Genomic DNA, 14,480 nt, shown 5'->3' on the forward strand with positions numbered 1-14,480 from the left:
CCGATTCTAGGCTGGCAGTACCCCGAATGCGAGCAGACCCATAACCGCCAGGCCCAGCGGGATACGCCACAGCGCGAACCATGCAAAGGAGTGGTTGGCCACGAACTTCAGCAGCCAGGCGATAGACGCATAGCCCACTGCAAAGGCAATCGCCGTGCCCACGAACAACTGGGCGCCCGAGGCGGCCTGTCCGGCGTCAGGGCTAAAGGCGTCAGGAAGCGAGAAAAGCCCCGAGGCCAGCACAGCGGGGATGGCGAGCAGGAAAGAGTAACGGGTGGCGACCTCGCGATCCAGGTTCAAGAACAGACCGGCCGAGACCGTGCCGCCGGAGCGGGAGACACCCGGGATGAGAGCCAGGCACTGCGCGAAGCCCATGATCACCGAATCGCGCATGGTCAGCTCGTCGAAGCTGCGCTCGCGGCGGCCCATGCGCTCGGCGAGGATGAAGACGAAGGAAAACAGCACCAGCATGGTGGCCGTGATCCAGAGGTTGCGCAGGTTATCGCGGATCAGGTCCTTGCCCAGGTAGCCCAGGACGGCCACGGGCAGGGTACCGACGATGACCATCCAGCCCATCCGATAATCGAAGGTCTCCCGGTGTACGCGGCGGCCGTGCTTGCCGGTGAGGTCGGTGAGCCACTCCCATACACCCTTGCACCAGGCGCTGGCGATGTTCCAAATGTCCTTGGCGAAGAACACCAGTACCGCCAGCTCCGTGCCCAGCTGGATGACGGCCGTAAACGACGCGCCGGCATCCTCGCCCCACAGCAGAGTGGAGAAGATGCGCAGGTGGCCGGACGAAGACACAGGTAGGAACTCCGTCAGACCTTGGATAAGCGACAGAATGATCGTCTGCGCCCAAGTCATATCTGTAGTCATGGGGATTGAGCCTAGTCCTTCTCCCCCGCCGTGAAAGAGTGACGTGGCCGGGCTGGTAGCGTTAGAAATTGTGAATGTGCACGTCAATCGCTTTAGCCGAACTCTCTGCGTGACCGCCGCTGCCGCCCTGGCCCTGGGGTCACTTTCCGCCTGTGGATCCGAAGAGCCGGAAGAAAACGCGCCTGCTGCAGGTGAGCCCGCGCAGCCGCAGGACTCCCCCGATAGTTCGTCCGGTCTGGGCGAGCAGATAGAGCTGGGTGAATCCACCCTCGGAGCCGCGCGCGTAGGTCTTTCTGCCGACGAGAACGCGCCGGGGGCGAACCTGGTTGCGGTTCTTACGAAGGGCAAGGTGCACTTTATTGACGCCACCAGCCCCAAGGACAAGCCAAGTCAGGTAGATGTCGACGATTCCTGCGATAACATCTCCACCACCGCAACCGGCGTGGCCGTGGCCTGCCAGGACAAGGCCATCGAGCTGGGGCCGGACGGCAAGGAAACCCGCAGCCTAGACGTGGACGGCAAGGTGACCGCCGTGACCTTCCTGGATAATGGCAAGGCCGTGCTGGGCAAGGCGGGCGAGGACAAGGCGCGCTTCTACGACAAGGACGGCAACGAGACCGGGGAGGCGATCGTGAGCCGCAGCCTGGACGAGGCCGTTCTGGTCAAGCCGCACGGCCGCGGACAGCGCGCCGCGCTGATCGACCGGGGGCAGACCAGCATCAACGACGTGGACGTGGACGATGGTTCGCTGAACGCTTCCCTGCGCATCGGGCAGGGCGTGGGTCAGGTGGCCACCGGGCGCGGCGACGACGGCGTGGTGGTTGCCAGCGACGAGCGCCAGGACCAGATGTTGATTTACACCATGAACGACGTCGTGCGCCTGCATCAAGCGACCCCCACGAAGGCCTCCCCGTGGGGCGTGGCGTGGGATGCGAAGCGCCAGCTGGCCTGGGTGAGCTCGACCGGGGAAAACAAGCTGACGTCCTTCCGCATCGACAGTGGCGCGCCCGTGAAGGTCGCCGAAGTCGACGCGCCGAGCAAGGTGCGCGAGGTTTTGGACGCCGCCAACGGCGCGTTGGTGCTGGTCACAGAAGACGGAAAGGTCAGTGTGTACAGCGCGCAGAAGGTGGATGACGCGGTGCAGGACAAGCAGACGACGCCGGACGACGAATACCCGGCGGAGAAGGAATAAAAAGGGGATCAGAAATGCTGAAGAAGATTCGTCACGGCGCCTACCAGGTGGCGCTGAAGGGAATGTTTACCCTGCGCCCGGAGCGCATCCACGGGCTGATGTCCCGCGGGCTGCAGCAGGTGGCGGGCTCCAGGGCTGCCCTGTCTGCGATGGACGGCGCTCTGGCCGTGCACGATGACGCGCTGAGCCAGCAGATCGCCGGGCTCACCTTCCCGCGTCCGCTCGGTTTGGCCGCGGGCTTCGACAAGGACGCCAAGGAGGTCGACGCCTGGGGACCGCTGGGCTTCGGTTTCGCGGAGATCGGCACCGTAACTGCCCTGGCGCAGCCGGGAAACCCCACCCCGCGCCTGTTCCGCCTGCCGGAGGACAAAGCCATCCTCAACCGTATGGGCTTCAACAACGAGGGCTCCCGTGCGGCGGCTATGCGCCTGCAGAAGCGCAGCACGGACATTCCGGTGGGCGCGAACCTCGGCAAGTCCAAGCTGGTGGCCGCTGAAATTGCGGACCGCGACTACCGCGAGTCCGCCAAGGCCATCGGCGGGGTGGCCGACTACCTGGTGATCAACGTTTCCTCCCCCAACACCCCGGGGCTGCGCGATCTGCAGGCCGTGGAATCCCTGCGGCCGATCATCCGTGCGGTGCAGGAGGAAAGCACCCGCCCGCTGTTTGTGAAGATCGCCCCGGACTTAAGCGACGAGGACATCGACAAGGTCTGCGACCTGGCCATCGAGTTGGGCGTGACGGGTCTGATCGCCACGAACACCACCATCAGCCGCGAGGGCCTGAAGACCCCGGCCCACGAGGTGGAGGCCATGGGGGGAGGCGGAATTTCCGGCGCCCCGGTGGCAGCCCGCGCGCTGGATGTGCTGCGCCGCCTGGCGGCCCGCGCCGACGGGAAGCTGGTTTTGATCGGCGTGGGAGGAATCGACTCCCCGCGTGCAGCGTGGGAGCGCATCGCCGCCGGCGCCAGCCTGATCCAGGGCTACACCCCCTTCATCTACGGCGGCCCGGACTGGATCCGCGAGATCCACCAGGGCCTGTCCGCGCAGCTGAAAGCCCACGGCCTGGAGAACATCTCGCAGGCCGTGGGCAGCGGGTTGCCGTGGGTGGAGAACTAGTTCTCTGCCCAACCCCAGAGGATGCCGCGGGCGGTGGCCTTGAAGTTCAGGTTGAAGCCCAGGACGGTCGGGGTCTGGCGGTCGTCGATGTCCAGCTCCTCGCTCACCGCGTGAACGGCGAACAGGTAGCGGTGCGGGCCGTGGCCGGCCGGCGGGTTGGCGCCATAGTAGCCCCAGGAACGGCTGTCGCCGCGCAGCGCCACTGCCCCCTCGGGCAGGCCGCTGAGGTCTTCGTTGCCAGCGCCTAGCGGCAGGGAGGTTACGTCCGCCGGAATGTTAAAGACTGCCCAGTGCCAGAAGCCGCTGGCCGTAGGGGCGTCCGGATCAAAACAGGTAACCGCGTAAGTCTTCGTGCCCTCCGGGCCTTTAGACCAGCTCAGCTGGGGCGAGACATCGTTGCCCCCCAGCTGCTCCTCGGGCAGGCGATCGCCGTCGGCGAAGGTCTCGCTGGTGACCTCCAGCGCGGGCAGATCCGTCAGCGGCGCGTACGGATCCGGGCCGGGGAAGCGGTCATCGATATAAGTGGGCTGGTGCTGTGCGTTGTTATCGGACATAGCACCACGCTAGTCAAAGCTTTGGGCGAGCGCACTAAAGTGCTTATCCATATACAAGTAACTCCCCGTGACCTGCGTATTTGTGTAAATCACTGGCTTGGCATTAAAGTGACGGGAGTTGCCACCACTTACTGTGGTGTGCGCAACCCAAGTCCGGGTGGCGGAATGGCAGACGCGCTAGCTTGAGGTGCTAGTGTCCTATTAACGGACGTGGGGGTTCAAGTCCCCCTCCGGACACAACATGAAAATCCCACGCTTTGTAGGCCACGCCTTTAGCGCGTGGTGGGGGCTAAAGCTGCGGTACCGTTTCTTAAGCGTCCTCGTTCCGATCCTGCTGGTCGCTTTCGTCTACTTCGTCCCGAAACCCGCGGTCGAGGATATTCGTACCTGGGTGGCCTCCACGGGCGCTTGGGCGCCGCTGACTTTTGTGGTGCTGTTGGTCGCTTTTACCCAGCTGCCGCTCCCCCGCACGATCTGGACTATCGCCGCGGGCGTGATGTTCGGGTCCCTGTGGGGCTCGGTGCTGGCGCTGGTGGGCGTGGGCGCCTCGGCCGCGCTGTCGCTGATCCTGGTGCATGCCGTCGGTGGCAGGTGGGTGGAAAAGAAGACCCAAGATGCACAGCGCATCCAGTTTCTGCAGGAAAGGATCGCCGAGCGCGGCTGGATCGCCGTGCTGGGGCTGCGCATGGTTCCGGCAATCCCCTTTTCGCTGCTGAATTACGCCTGTGGGTTGAGCCGCATCCCGTTTGTGCCCTATGTGCTGGCTACGATCGTGGGCTCCGCGCCGAATACTATCGCCACGGCTATGGCCTCCGATGCGCTCGCTACGGGTGGGCAGCCGTGGATCTTGCTACTCAGCGTTGTGGTGGTGTGCGCCGGTTTCGCGCTCGCTGCGAACGAGATTCGACTCTGGCGCCAGCTGCGCAAAGCCAATGAAGTAGGTTTATAAACATGTTTGCCGTGTATGCCGCTTACCGGGGCCGTTCGCAACGCCGTGGAGAATACGTCCGCGACGTCGCGGCGGCACTGGAGCGATCCTCGATGGTCGAGTCCGTGGAGATGAAGGGCATCGAGGACTTCGTCTGCATCGCGCCCGGCCCCGACGAGGCCGGCGGTCTGGTGATGTCTTTGCTACAGGCGGGTGACTTCGCACTCGGCATTGGCTCGGTGGTTGCGGAGGTTGATGGGGACGCCCCGTCGTCCGTGGAAGAGACCATCGGTGCAGCCACCCGCGCGGTGACCCGCTCGCAGCGTGCGGGGGCGGTGTCGGTGCGGATTGAAAAGCCAGGCCCGGGCGGTGTGATCGCCCCGGGGCGGGCGGCCGAAGTTGCCCAGGACATCGCGGCGGCCTTCACCCTGCTGGCCCACGTGCTGGCGCGGCGCACAAAGGAGGGCCGCGAGGCCACTGCCCTGCTGCGCGCTGGGCACTTGCAAGCCGAGGCGGCAGAGATTGTGGGCATCAGCAAGCAGGCGATGAGCCAGCGGCTTGCGGCGGCGGGCTGGCATGCGGAGCAGGCCGGCTGGACCCTGGCCGTGCACATGCTGGCCAGGGCAGACGAGCTAAAGAACTAGCCCTCGTTGTAGGGATTGTCGAGCGCAGCTTCGTCGACGGGCTTGTTCGCCACGGCGTTGGCGGCGGCAACGGCCTCGGCGATCTCGGGCGAGGAGGCGGTGTTAAACCAATCCTCGGAGCTCGACTCGTTGGCCTGCTCGCGAGTGGCATCGTCCACCGGCTTCGGCTCGTAGCGGAACACGCCCTCGTCGTCCTTCTTGGCCAGGGCCTTGGCGAACTGCTCCAGGGAGTCGCCGAACTGCATTGGGATCATCCAGGTCTTGTTGGCAGAGCCCTTCGCCATCTCCGGCAGCTTCTCCAGGTACTGGTAGGCCAGCACCTCGGGCGTGACCTGAGCGGACTTGATAGCCGCGTTGACCTTCTGGATGGCCTTGGCTTCACCCTGGGCCTCCAAGTAGCGGGCCGCGCGGGTACCCTCGGCGCGCAGGATGGCTGCCTGGCGCTCGGCCTCTGCGGCCAGGATGTGCGCGTGCTTTTCACCCTCAGCAGCCAGGATGCGGGCCTGCTTTTCACCCTCAGCGGTCTTGATGTCCGACTCGCGGCGACCCTCGGCGGTAAGAATCATGGCGCGCTTCTCGCGGTCCGCCTTCATCTGCATCTCCATCGATTGCTGGATGGATGCCGGCGGGTCGATGGCCTTCAGTTCCACGCGGGAGATGCGCAGGCCCCACTTGGTGGTGGCCGCGTCCAGCTCGCCGCGCAGGCGGCGGTTGATGATCTCACGGGAAGTCAGGGTCTCCTCCAGCGTCATGCCACCAACCACGTCGCGCAGCGTGGCGACGGAGATCTGCTCCACGCCGACGATGTAGTTGTTCACGCCGTAGATGGCGCGCGCCGGGTCGTTGATCTGAAAGGTGACCACGGTATCAATGGCGACCGTCAGGTTATCCTGCGTGATCACGGCCTGGGGAGGGAAGCTCACGACCTGCTCACGGGTATCGACCTTGTCGCGGATACGGTCGACAAAGGGAACGAGAAGCGTCAAACCGCCGGAAACAGTGCGGGTGTACGTACCCAAGCGTTCGATAACAGCCGCCTCACCCTGTGGGATGAGGGCCACCATCTTGATGATCACCGTAGCGATGATGAGCAGCAAGACCACCAAGAAAATTGTGAAGCTCATAAGTCGTTAAGCCCTTCTATTTGTTCTTCCACACGACTGCAGTCGTGCCGTCGATGTCTATCACCTGTACGGACTCTCCCTGGGAATAAACATCCCCTGGGGTTGCCGAGCGCGCCGACCACAGCTCGCCGGCGATGCGCACCATGCCGCCGCTTTGTACTTCGGCACTAACAGCCTCAACCACCACTGCGTTCCTACCCGTCAGTTCGGCGTGGTCGAAGGTATGTTCTGAGCGTGCTTGCATAAGGCGTTTGCGCAGGATGGGCCGAATCGCCAAGATGGTCGCCAGTGAAGCCAGGCCGAAAACCAGTATTTCTGCCCATACCGGAATGTCCGCCAGCGAAATCCCGGCAGTGATCAATGCAGCCGCACTGAGCATGAGCAAGGACATATCCGCAACGAGGAGCTCGCCAAGGGCCAACACTCCCGCTGCGATTAACCAAATGATCGGACCCATAGTCAGGATCCTAGTTGGTGTTTCAGTATTCCGGCGGGACAGTAACGAAATCGATCAGCCTTTCCACCGCACCGATAAGAGTGGAGTCCAGATCGCGAAAGGTCTTGGCTGCAGCCGCCACCCGACGCCAACCGTCCTGCGGGCTACCCCAGCCGAGCTCTTGGCACACGCCTGTTTTCCAATCGATGCCGCGCGGGATCTTCGGCCACGCGCGGATGCCAACGCTTTGCGGCTTCACGGCCTCCCAGATGTCGATGTACGGGTGGCCGGTGACCATCACGTGTGGGCCTAAGGATGCGGTCAAACGCGCCTCTTTCGTTCCCTCCACGAGGTGGTCCGCGAGCACGCCCACACGGCGGGTCGCGGAGGGCTGGAACTCGGCGAGCCGCTCCGGCAGGTTGTCGAGGCCCTCCAGGTACTCGACGACCACGCCTTCCACGCGCAAGTCATGCCCCCAGACTTGTTCGACGATTGCGGCATCGTGGATGCCTTCCACCCAAATGCGGGAGGGCGCCGCGACTTTGGCTTGTACGTTTTCTACGCGCCGCGAGCCTGAGTTGGAGGTGCGCTGCTTCGGTGGCAGCATCCTGGGATCTACATAACGAGTCAAGGTAATAGGCTTGCCCTCAAGCAGAAATGCGCCCTCGCGAAGCTTGAACAGGCGCGTTTTTCCGTAGCGATCCTCCAGGCGAATGAAGTCGCCGTCGGCGGTCTTCTCCCCGCCCACCACGGCACCGACGAAGTCATCGGCGATGACCTCCACCACCATGCCCAGCTCCGGCGCGACGCGCGTAATGCTGGGTTTCTGGTTGCGAGAGTGGCCCTTCATGATGTCACCGTAATTGAAGCTCATGGACAACCAGCTTAGGCTAGGAAAAATGACTGATCCGGTACCGACGTGGCTTGGGGCGCAACTGTGGTCGCCCGTGCAGAACACCTCCCTATGGCTGGCTTGGTGGCTGCACGGGATCATCGGGGCAGACGAAGTGATCGACGCTTTCCACGCCACCCAGGGCAAGCATCACCGCTTGGAGCCCGACGGGGGCGGACTGGTGGAGATGCTCGGCCATATCCGCTCCGTGGCCGACGAGGCGCCCGTCGGATTGGACGAACGCCCCTTGATCCAGCTGGCGCTTTCGGGCCCCGGCGACGCGACCGTGCTGCCGGTTGGCCCGGAGGGGGCGTCACTAATCATCGCCGACCGCGACCCCTTGGTCAGCCACGTGCTTAGCCCTCGTGTTATTGACGCCCACCTGGTCAGTTGGTCGTGGGATCAGTTGGAGGGGCCAGTTCCACCGCTGCCGGTCTACTCGCCGGGTGAGGCAGATCAACTGCTGCGTGAGGCTGCGGATAATGCAACGAGGATGGTGCGGAACGCAGGGCACGTGCCGAGCGGTGGCGCGGCGTTTCAACGCGCTGAGCTGGCGGTGGGAGCCTTGAACGATGCCTTTGGGCTTCCCGGCATGCCGCCGGGAGTGCCCAGTCGCGCCGCGAAGCTGATGGCCAGGGCCGATCAGGTGGCGGCGATTGTGGAGGTCACTAAGCGCTCCGAGGTGGGTGCGAGCCTGGACCCCCATCTAATGCCAATGCTCCGGGCGGTAAGAACCGCCCGGATGGTGGCTGTGGACTATGCGCAGCGGGAGCTGCTGCGTTAGATCATCACTCGATCATGCGGACTGCCATGGGCTGCATGCCGCCCCAGCGCACGTCGGAGATCTTGACGACATCGCCGGACTGCGGGGCCTCGATCATCTTGCCGTCACCCAGGTACAGGGCGACGTGGCCTGGCCAGAACAGCATGTCGCCGCGCTTGGCCTCAGAGGAAGGAACCTGCTTGCCGGCCGTGTACTGGTAGCCAGAGTAGTGCTGCAACTCGATGCCCACGCCGTAGAATGCGTACATCATCAGGCCGGAGCAGTCGAAGCCGACCTTGTTGTAGTCGCCGTGCGCGTCGGCTACACCGCCGTCGCGGATGCCCTTGGTCGGGCCGTGGAAGTTGCCGCCGCCCCATGCGTAGGGCAGGCCCAGCTGGCTTTCGGCGCGCTTGATGACGCGCTCGATCTTCTCTTCGGCGGTGCCGGAGGTATCGGGGCTGCTCGGATCCAGGGCGTCGGCGATGGCCTCAGCCGGGTTCTCCGGAGTTTCCGGAGTTTCTGGGGCTACGGCCTCGTCGGGAGCCTCGGGGGTCTCTGCAGTCTCCGGGTTCTCCGGAGCTTCAGGAGTCTCGGGAGCCTCTGCAGCTTCCGGGTTTTCCTGCGCGGCTGGTGCGGTGCTAGTACCGGCGCCCATGGCGCGGTCGTACTCCTGGCCTGCTGTTTCGCGGCCCGCGCGGGCCGCGGCTGCCACGGCACCATCCGGGTTTCCGGACAATGCGGTGGTGAAGCCGGCCATCAGCGCGGATTCGCCGGCCTTGCGCAGACCGTCGAGGGCAGCCTGGCGCTGGTCATCGCCACTGGGGTTCAGGTCGTAGGAGGACTGCAGCTCCGCCGGGAGCTCCGGCAGGCCCGCCGGGTTGCCAAGGGACCCCTGTGCCGGGGACTCGTCGGACTGGTCGGACTGGTCGGACTCAGTGGATTCGTTAGCCTTAGCCGGCTGAGCGTCCTCAGTGTTCTCGGTGGTCTCGGTGGTCTCGGTGGAGTTCTCAGTGGACTGAGTCTCCTCCGCCGGAGTCTCCGGGGCCTTATCTTCGGCGTCCTCGGCCTTCTCGACCTCGGCGCCAGCCTTCTCGGCGGCCTTCTCGGCGACCTTGCGCTTGTCCCAGCTAGAAGCCTCCGGGTGGGTGTTGGTGAAGGTTTCCACGGCGGCGCGGGCCTCGCGCAGTGCCTTTTCCGCCTTCGCCTTCTCATCGAGCAGGCGCTTGTATTCCTTCTGCTTCGCGGTGAGGGTCTTCTGGGAATTGTCCAGGGTGTCGCGCGCGGTGTTGTACTTGCTTACCGCGTCGTCGACGGCGGAGTTCGCCTTGTCGCGGGAGTCGCGCAGCGAGGATTCCTCGTTGGCGTTCTGGGTACGCGCAAGGTCGAGGCGGTCGACCTCGTCCTTTTGCTTCTTGGAGGCTGCGTCGATGTAGGAGGAGCGATCGAGCGTGTCACCAACCGCGTCACTTCCGCCGGCAGCCAGGTTCACTGCGGAGGCGTCGCCCCCCTGGGCGTAGGCGGAACGCGCGATGTCGTTCAGCTTCGCCTGTGCCTTGGTTACCTCGGTATCGGAATCCTTGAGGCGTCCGCGTGCGTCCATGACCTTGTCCTGGGCCGTTTGGGCGGCGGACTGGCTGTTGACGAGGTCGACGCGAGCCTTGTTGGCATCCTCTCGCAGCGAGCCCATGAGCGTCTCCATTTCGGAAACCTGGGACTTGGCACGAGAAACCTGGCCGACGAGGTCGGCCAGGAAGCTTTCGACGGTGCGCTTGTCGTCGGCCTGGGCGACCATAGTCGTCGACTGCAGCGTCACTCCAGCGGTCACTGCGACGGCCAGCACCGTTCGTTTACGGCTTTGTGGTCGTGGTGTCACGATCGATTCTCCTGGTGTTTATACAACTGGCTTTGAAGCGAGCGAAACCCTCGGTCCAGCTGGCCGCACTTCCCCATGCGATCAGTACAGGTCCCGTCGGGTGACTCTCAAAAATCACTTCGAGATCAACTCGTTTCAAAAGTTGACACTGGGAACCCTAGAGCACACGAGTCAAGGCCGTAAACTTTTTCACCATGAATCCCATGAATCGCACTAGTCACATAAGTAACGGCAATTGCCTTGACCTGCGAATAGTAACGGAAAAGTTACAAGTGTGATTTATGTCACATTTACGAGCGTGTAGGCGTGTCGCATTGCACCACCTGTAGAAAGCCCCCGTTTTTCTAGATTCACCCTTAAGGTTAGTCAATCCCCCAGGCTTGACTATTTTAAACCGTTATCTATTTCTGCTTAGTCCGCAGCTTTGATAACGAAGCGATTACGGCCGCCACGGCCACTGCTAGAACCACTCCCACGTTGGCCAGACCGGTTGGAGCTTCATACCCTGCTGCCTGGTTGAGGAACTCCTGCGTCGCCTCCGGGTGACTGTTGGCGCCAGAGAGAACCTTATAGTTCGATTCGATGGCATAGCGCGACAGATTCTCCGACACTGCCGTCGCCTGGCTCGGGGACTTCAGAATCACCGTGTCCGCGTCCGTGCCGTCGAGCACTTTCTGCGCGACGTCGCGCAGATTGTTGTGGCGCTCCCCGTCCTGATTGATATAGCCGATCTTTAGGGTGCCTATTTTGGACGCCGACTCTCCCCTCTCGGTCGCCTCAACCACCTCGTTGAGGCTCTTGGATAGGCCGGCCGATCCAGACTCCACCTCGGTCGGGAAATCCTCGGCAACGAAGACAGGGGCGTCATTAAGAGAGGCAATGAGCTGCGCAACGTCGTCCGAAGGGGCAGGGTTAGGCGTATCGGTCATGGGACGTTTTTAGCACCAAAAGAGGGGTGGGGGTAACGGCGACACGCTTAAACCTGCAGGATTCGCAGCAGGACAATCGTACTGTTAAAATTCGTGGTGACGTCGCGGCAAGAATGCTGCCACAATGGTAAGCAGAGCCCCCGCCGCGGGCGGCTGGCCCGTGTGCGGCGGCGACCACATCGACGACGACATTTCGACTAAGAGAAGAGATTAAAGGAGCTCACTGTGGCTGAAAGCATTAACTCCTTCGATTCCAAGAGCACTCTGCAGGTCGGCGAGAAGTCTTACGACTACTTCGCGCTGGATGCTGTGCCGGGAATGGAGAAGCTTCCCTACTCCCTGAAGGTTCTCGGCGAGAACCTGCTGCGCAACGAGGATGGTAAGAACACCACTCGCGAGCACATCGAGGCCATCGCCAACTGGGATCCTTCCGCAGAGCCCAACTTCGAGATCCAGTTCACCCCGGCCCGCGTTATCATGCAGGACTTCACCGGCGTGGCCTGCATCGTTGACCTGGCCACCATTCGTGACGCCGTGGTTGCCCTGGGTGGCAACGCAGACGACGTTAACCCGCTGAACCCGGCTGAGATGGTCATCGACCACTCCGTGATCATCGAGGCATTCGGTAACGCCGACGCTCTGGAGAAGAACGTCGAGATCGAGTACCAGCGCAACGACGAGCGCTACAAGTTCCTGCGCTGGGGCACCGGCGCCTTCGAGAACTTCCGCGTCGTTCCTCCGGGAACCGGCATCGTCCACCAGGTGAACATCGAGTACCTGGCCCGCTCCGTCTTCGACAACAACGGCCTGGCTTACCCGGACACCTGTGTTGGTACCGACTCCCACACCACCATGGAAAACGGCCTGGGCATCCTGGGCTGGGGTGTCGGCGGCATCGAGGCTGAGGCTGCAATGCTCGGCCAGCCGATCTCCATGCTGATCCCGCGCGTCGTTGGCTTCAAGCTGACCGGCGAGATCCCGGCTGGCGTTACCGCCACCGACGTCGTTCTGACCATCACCGACATGCTGCGCCAGCACGGCGTGGTCGGCAAGTTCGTCGAGTTCTACGGCAAGGGCGTTGGCGAGCTGCCGCTGGCCAACCGCGCAACCATCGGTAACATGTCCCCGGAGTTCGGCTCCACCGCGGCTATGTTCCCGATCGACGAAGAGACCGTGAAGTACCTGGAGCTGACCGGCCGCGACCAGGAGACCCTGGACCGCGTCGAGGCTTACGCCAAGGCACAGGGCATGTGGCTGGACCCGGAGAAGGAAGTCGAGTACTCCGAGTACCTCGAGCTGGATCTGTCCACCGTCGTTCCTTCCATCGCTGGCCCGAAGCGTCCGCAGGACCGCATCGAGCTGAACGACTCCAAGGCACAGTTCCGCAAGGACCTGCACAACTACGTCGACGCCGACGCTTCTGCCTCTACCCCGGACTTCGACGCAGAGGGTCCGGCTACCGAGGACACTTCTGCCCAGGCTGCCGGCACCCCGGCATCCGCTGCTGATGCGAAGGGCAACATTCCTTCCGCAGCTGCAGGCGCAGAGGGCCGCCCGTCCAACCCGGTCACCGTCAACTACAACGGCGAGGACATCGAGCTGGACCACGGTATGGTCGCCATCGCTTCCATCACCTCTTGCACCAACACCTCCAACCCGTCCGTCATGGTCGGCGCTGGCCTGCTGGCACGCAATGCTGCTGCCAAGGGCCTGAAGTCCGCACCGTGGGTTAAGACCTCCATGGCGCCGGGTTCCCAGGTTGTTAACGGCTACTACGAGAAGGCGGGCCTGTGGAAGGACCTGGAGGCCATGGGCTTCTACCTGGTCGGCTACGGCTGCACCACCTGTATCGGTAACTCTGGTCCGCTGCCGGAGGAGATCTCCGCAGGCATCAACGAGGGCGACCTGGCTGCCACCGCTGTCCTGTCCGGTAACCGTAACTTCGAGGGGCGCATCAACCCGGACGTCAAGATGAACTACTTGGCCTCCCCGATCCTGGTTATCGCCTACGCGATCGCCGGCACGATGGACTTCGACTTCGAGACCCAGCCGCTGGGTCAGGATCAGGATGGCAACGATGTCTTCCTGAAGGACATCTGGCCGTCCACCGAGGACATCGAGGAAGTTATCGCTTCCTCCATCACCAAGGATCTGTACGCCGAGGACTACGCAAACGTCTTCGAGGGTGACGAGCGCTGGCGTTCCCTGGAGGTTCCGTCCGGCAAGACCTTCGACTGGGATCCGAAGTCCACCTACATCCGCAAGGCTCCGTACTTCGACGGCATGAGCAAGGAGCCGGAGGACGTCAACGACGTCAAGGGCGCACGCGTCCTGGCTCTGCTGGGCGACTCCGTGACGACCGACCACATCTCCCCTGCTTCCACCATTAAGCCGGGCACCCCGGCTGCTCAGTACCTGGATGCAAACGGTGTGGAGCGCAAGGACTACAACTCCCTGGGCGCACGTCGTGGTAACCACGAGGTCATGGTTCGCGGTACCTTCGCTAACATCCGCCTGCAGAACCAGCTGCTCGACGGTGTTTCCGGCGGCTACACCCGCGACTTCACCCAGGAGGGCGGCCCGCAGTCCTTCATCTACGACGCCGCCATGAACTACCAGAAGGAGAACACTCCGCTGGTCGTTCTGGGTGGTAAGGAGTACGGCACCGGCTCCTCCCGTGACTGGGCTGCTAAGGGCACCCTGCTGCTGGGCGTGAAGGCCGTCATCGCCGAGTCCTTCGAGCGTATCCACCGCTCCAACCTGATCGGCATGGGTGTAGTCCCGCTGCAGTTCCCGGAGGGTGAGTCCTGGAAGTCCCTGGGCATCGAGGGCACCGAAACCTTCGACATCGAGGGCATCGAGGAGCTCAACAACGGCTCCACCCCGAAGACCGTCAAGGTAACTGCCACCAAGGAGAACGGCGAGAAGATTGAGTTCGACGCCGTGACCCGCATCGATACCCCCGGTGAGGCAGACTACTACCGCAACGGCGGCATCCTGCAGTTCGTTCTGCGCAACATGATGTCCGGCAAGTAAGGAATAACTCCTTATAGGCCTGGCATGAGGCGGTGACCGGCGCCCTCTTCCCCACGGGGAGAGAAGCGCGGGTCACCGCCTTTGTGCTCTTAGACAACACAACGAGGTTTAA

Annotated in this window: 13 protein-coding genes and 1 tRNA gene; 7 read left to right on the top strand and 7 right to left on the bottom strand. The window is 63.2% G+C overall.

Features of this window, described 5'->3' with window-relative positions; translation table 11 throughout:
• Positions 1 to 6 precede the first annotated feature (6 nt).
• Positions 7 to 879 carry an undecaprenyl-diphosphate phosphatase gene (locus JQ46_RS09345; RefSeq protein WP_034987599.1) on the bottom strand — a complete coding sequence of 291 codons (873 nt, stop codon included), beginning with the start codon at positions 877 to 879 and terminating at the stop codon, positions 7 to 9.
• A 76-nt stretch (positions 880 to 955) separates the two neighbouring features.
• Here JQ46_RS09345 and JQ46_RS09350 point away from each other — a divergent pair, with 76 nt between their 5' ends.
• Together JQ46_RS09350 and JQ46_RS09355 are read left to right on the top strand one after the other, a co-directional pair.
• Positions 956 to 2,071: a hypothetical protein gene (locus JQ46_RS09350; protein WP_237744796.1), complete on the top strand. Its 1,116-nt coding sequence runs from the start codon at positions 956 to 958 to the stop codon at positions 2,069 to 2,071.
• 14 nt (positions 2,072 to 2,085) lie between these two features.
• Positions 2,086 to 3,189 (top strand): quinone-dependent dihydroorotate dehydrogenase, encoded by a 1,104-nt coding sequence (locus JQ46_RS09355; protein WP_034987601.1) that lies wholly within the window; start codon positions 2,086 to 2,088, stop codon positions 3,187 to 3,189.
• Here the strand turns inward: JQ46_RS09355 and JQ46_RS09360 are convergent.
• Positions 3,186 to 3,743, bottom strand: a complete 558-nt coding sequence (locus JQ46_RS09360; RefSeq protein WP_034987602.1) for a YbhB/YbcL family Raf kinase inhibitor-like protein — start codon at positions 3,741 to 3,743, stop codon at positions 3,186 to 3,188. The genes JQ46_RS09355 and JQ46_RS09360 overlap by 4 nt on opposite strands.
• A gap of 151 nt (positions 3,744 to 3,894) precedes the next feature.
• Between JQ46_RS09360 and JQ46_RS09365 the strand changes: the two genes are divergently transcribed.
• From JQ46_RS09365 to JQ46_RS09375, 3 genes are all read left to right on the top strand, one after another.
• Positions 3,895 to 3,980: transfer RNA gene (locus JQ46_RS09365), tRNA-Leu, on the top strand.
• 4 nt (positions 3,981 to 3,984) lie between these two features.
• Complete coding sequence (locus JQ46_RS09370) at positions 3,985 to 4,692, top strand: TVP38/TMEM64 family protein (protein WP_034987650.1); 708 nt, start codon at positions 3,985 to 3,987, stop codon at positions 4,690 to 4,692.
• 2 nt (positions 4,693 to 4,694) lie between these two features.
• The gene (locus JQ46_RS09375) at positions 4,695 to 5,315 is read left to right on the top strand and encodes a hypothetical protein (RefSeq protein ID WP_005294724.1); all 621 of its coding nucleotides are present in this window, start codon (positions 4,695 to 4,697) and stop codon (positions 5,313 to 5,315) included.
• On the opposite strand, the gene JQ46_RS09380 is transcribed toward JQ46_RS09375, so the two are convergent.
• The 3 genes from JQ46_RS09380 to JQ46_RS09390 are packed head-to-tail and all read right to left on the bottom strand — an operon-like array spanning position 5,312 to position 7,749.
• Complete coding sequence (locus JQ46_RS09380; RefSeq protein WP_005294727.1) at positions 5,312 to 6,439, bottom strand: SPFH domain-containing protein; 1,128 nt, start codon at positions 6,437 to 6,439, stop codon at positions 5,312 to 5,314. The two genes, JQ46_RS09375 and JQ46_RS09380, sit on opposite strands and share 4 nt — an antisense overlap.
• Before the next feature lie 16 nt (positions 6,440 to 6,455).
• The gene (locus tag JQ46_RS09385) at positions 6,456 to 6,896 is read right to left on the bottom strand and encodes an NfeD family protein (protein ID WP_005294729.1); all 441 of its coding nucleotides are present in this window, start codon (positions 6,894 to 6,896) and stop codon (positions 6,456 to 6,458) included.
• A gap of 22 nt (positions 6,897 to 6,918) precedes the next feature.
• Complete coding sequence (locus JQ46_RS09390; RefSeq protein WP_005294731.1) at positions 6,919 to 7,749, bottom strand: DUF3097 domain-containing protein; 831 nt, start codon at positions 7,747 to 7,749, stop codon at positions 6,919 to 6,921.
• 25 nt (positions 7,750 to 7,774) lie between these two features.
• On the opposite strand from JQ46_RS09390, the gene JQ46_RS09395 reads away from it, so the two are divergent.
• Positions 7,775 to 8,551 carry a hypothetical protein gene (locus JQ46_RS09395; RefSeq protein WP_034987604.1) on the top strand — a complete coding sequence of 259 codons (777 nt, stop codon included), beginning with the start codon at positions 7,775 to 7,777 and terminating at the stop codon, positions 8,549 to 8,551.
• 4 nt (positions 8,552 to 8,555) lie between these two features.
• Here the strand turns inward: JQ46_RS09395 and JQ46_RS09400 are convergent, their stop codons facing one another.
• Positions 8,556 to 10,403, bottom strand: coding sequence for a DIP1281 family NlpC/P60 protein (locus JQ46_RS09400; RefSeq protein WP_034987605.1), 1,848 nt, complete (start codon positions 10,401 to 10,403; stop codon positions 8,556 to 8,558).
• A gap of 401 nt (positions 10,404 to 10,804) precedes the next feature.
• Entirely contained in the window at positions 10,805 to 11,332 is a 528-nt protein-coding gene (locus JQ46_RS09405; protein WP_034987606.1) for a DUF6676 family protein, read from the bottom strand.
• Between the two features lie 225 nt (positions 11,333 to 11,557).
• On the opposite strand from JQ46_RS09405, the gene JQ46_RS09410 reads away from it, so the two are divergent.
• Positions 11,558 to 14,368, top strand: a complete 2,811-nt coding sequence (locus tag JQ46_RS09410) for an aconitate hydratase (protein ID WP_034987607.1) — start codon at positions 11,558 to 11,560, stop codon at positions 14,366 to 14,368.
• Positions 14,369 to 14,480: the final 112 nt, after the last annotated feature.

Source organism: Corynebacterium jeikeium, assembly GCF_000738175.1.
Taxonomy (GTDB): Bacteria; Actinomycetota; Actinomycetes; order Mycobacteriales; family Mycobacteriaceae; genus Corynebacterium; species Corynebacterium jeikeium_C.

What these genes read in the sequence shown, in the direction of transcription:
- JQ46_RS09345 (WP_034987599.1), bottom strand. Translation starts at nt 879, where the DNA reads ATGACTACAGATATGACTTGGGCGCAGACGATCATTCTGTCGCTTATC.
- JQ46_RS09355 (WP_034987601.1), top strand. Translation starts at nt 2,086, where the DNA reads ATGCTGAAGAAGATTCGTCACGGCGCCTACCAGGTGGCGCTGAAGGGA.
- JQ46_RS09360 (WP_034987602.1), bottom strand. Translation starts at nt 3,743, where the DNA reads ATGTCCGATAACAACGCACAGCACCAGCCCACTTATATCGATGACCGC.
- JQ46_RS09370 (WP_034987650.1), top strand. Translation starts at nt 3,985, where the DNA reads ATGAAAATCCCACGCTTTGTAGGCCACGCCTTTAGCGCGTGGTGGGGG.
- JQ46_RS09375 (WP_005294724.1), top strand. Translation starts at nt 4,695, where the DNA reads ATGTTTGCCGTGTATGCCGCTTACCGGGGCCGTTCGCAACGCCGTGGA.
- JQ46_RS09380 (WP_005294727.1), bottom strand. Translation starts at nt 6,439, where the DNA reads ATGAGCTTCACAATTTTCTTGGTGGTCTTGCTGCTCATCATCGCTACG.
- JQ46_RS09385 (WP_005294729.1), bottom strand. Translation starts at nt 6,896, where the DNA reads ATGGGTCCGATCATTTGGTTAATCGCAGCGGGAGTGTTGGCCCTTGGC.
- JQ46_RS09390 (WP_005294731.1), bottom strand. Translation starts at nt 7,749, where the DNA reads ATGAGCTTCAATTACGGTGACATCATGAAGGGCCACTCTCGCAACCAG.
- JQ46_RS09395 (WP_034987604.1), top strand. Translation starts at nt 7,775, where the DNA reads ATGACTGATCCGGTACCGACGTGGCTTGGGGCGCAACTGTGGTCGCCC.
- JQ46_RS09405 (WP_034987606.1), bottom strand. Translation starts at nt 11,332, where the DNA reads ATGACCGATACGCCTAACCCTGCCCCTTCGGACGACGTTGCGCAGCTC.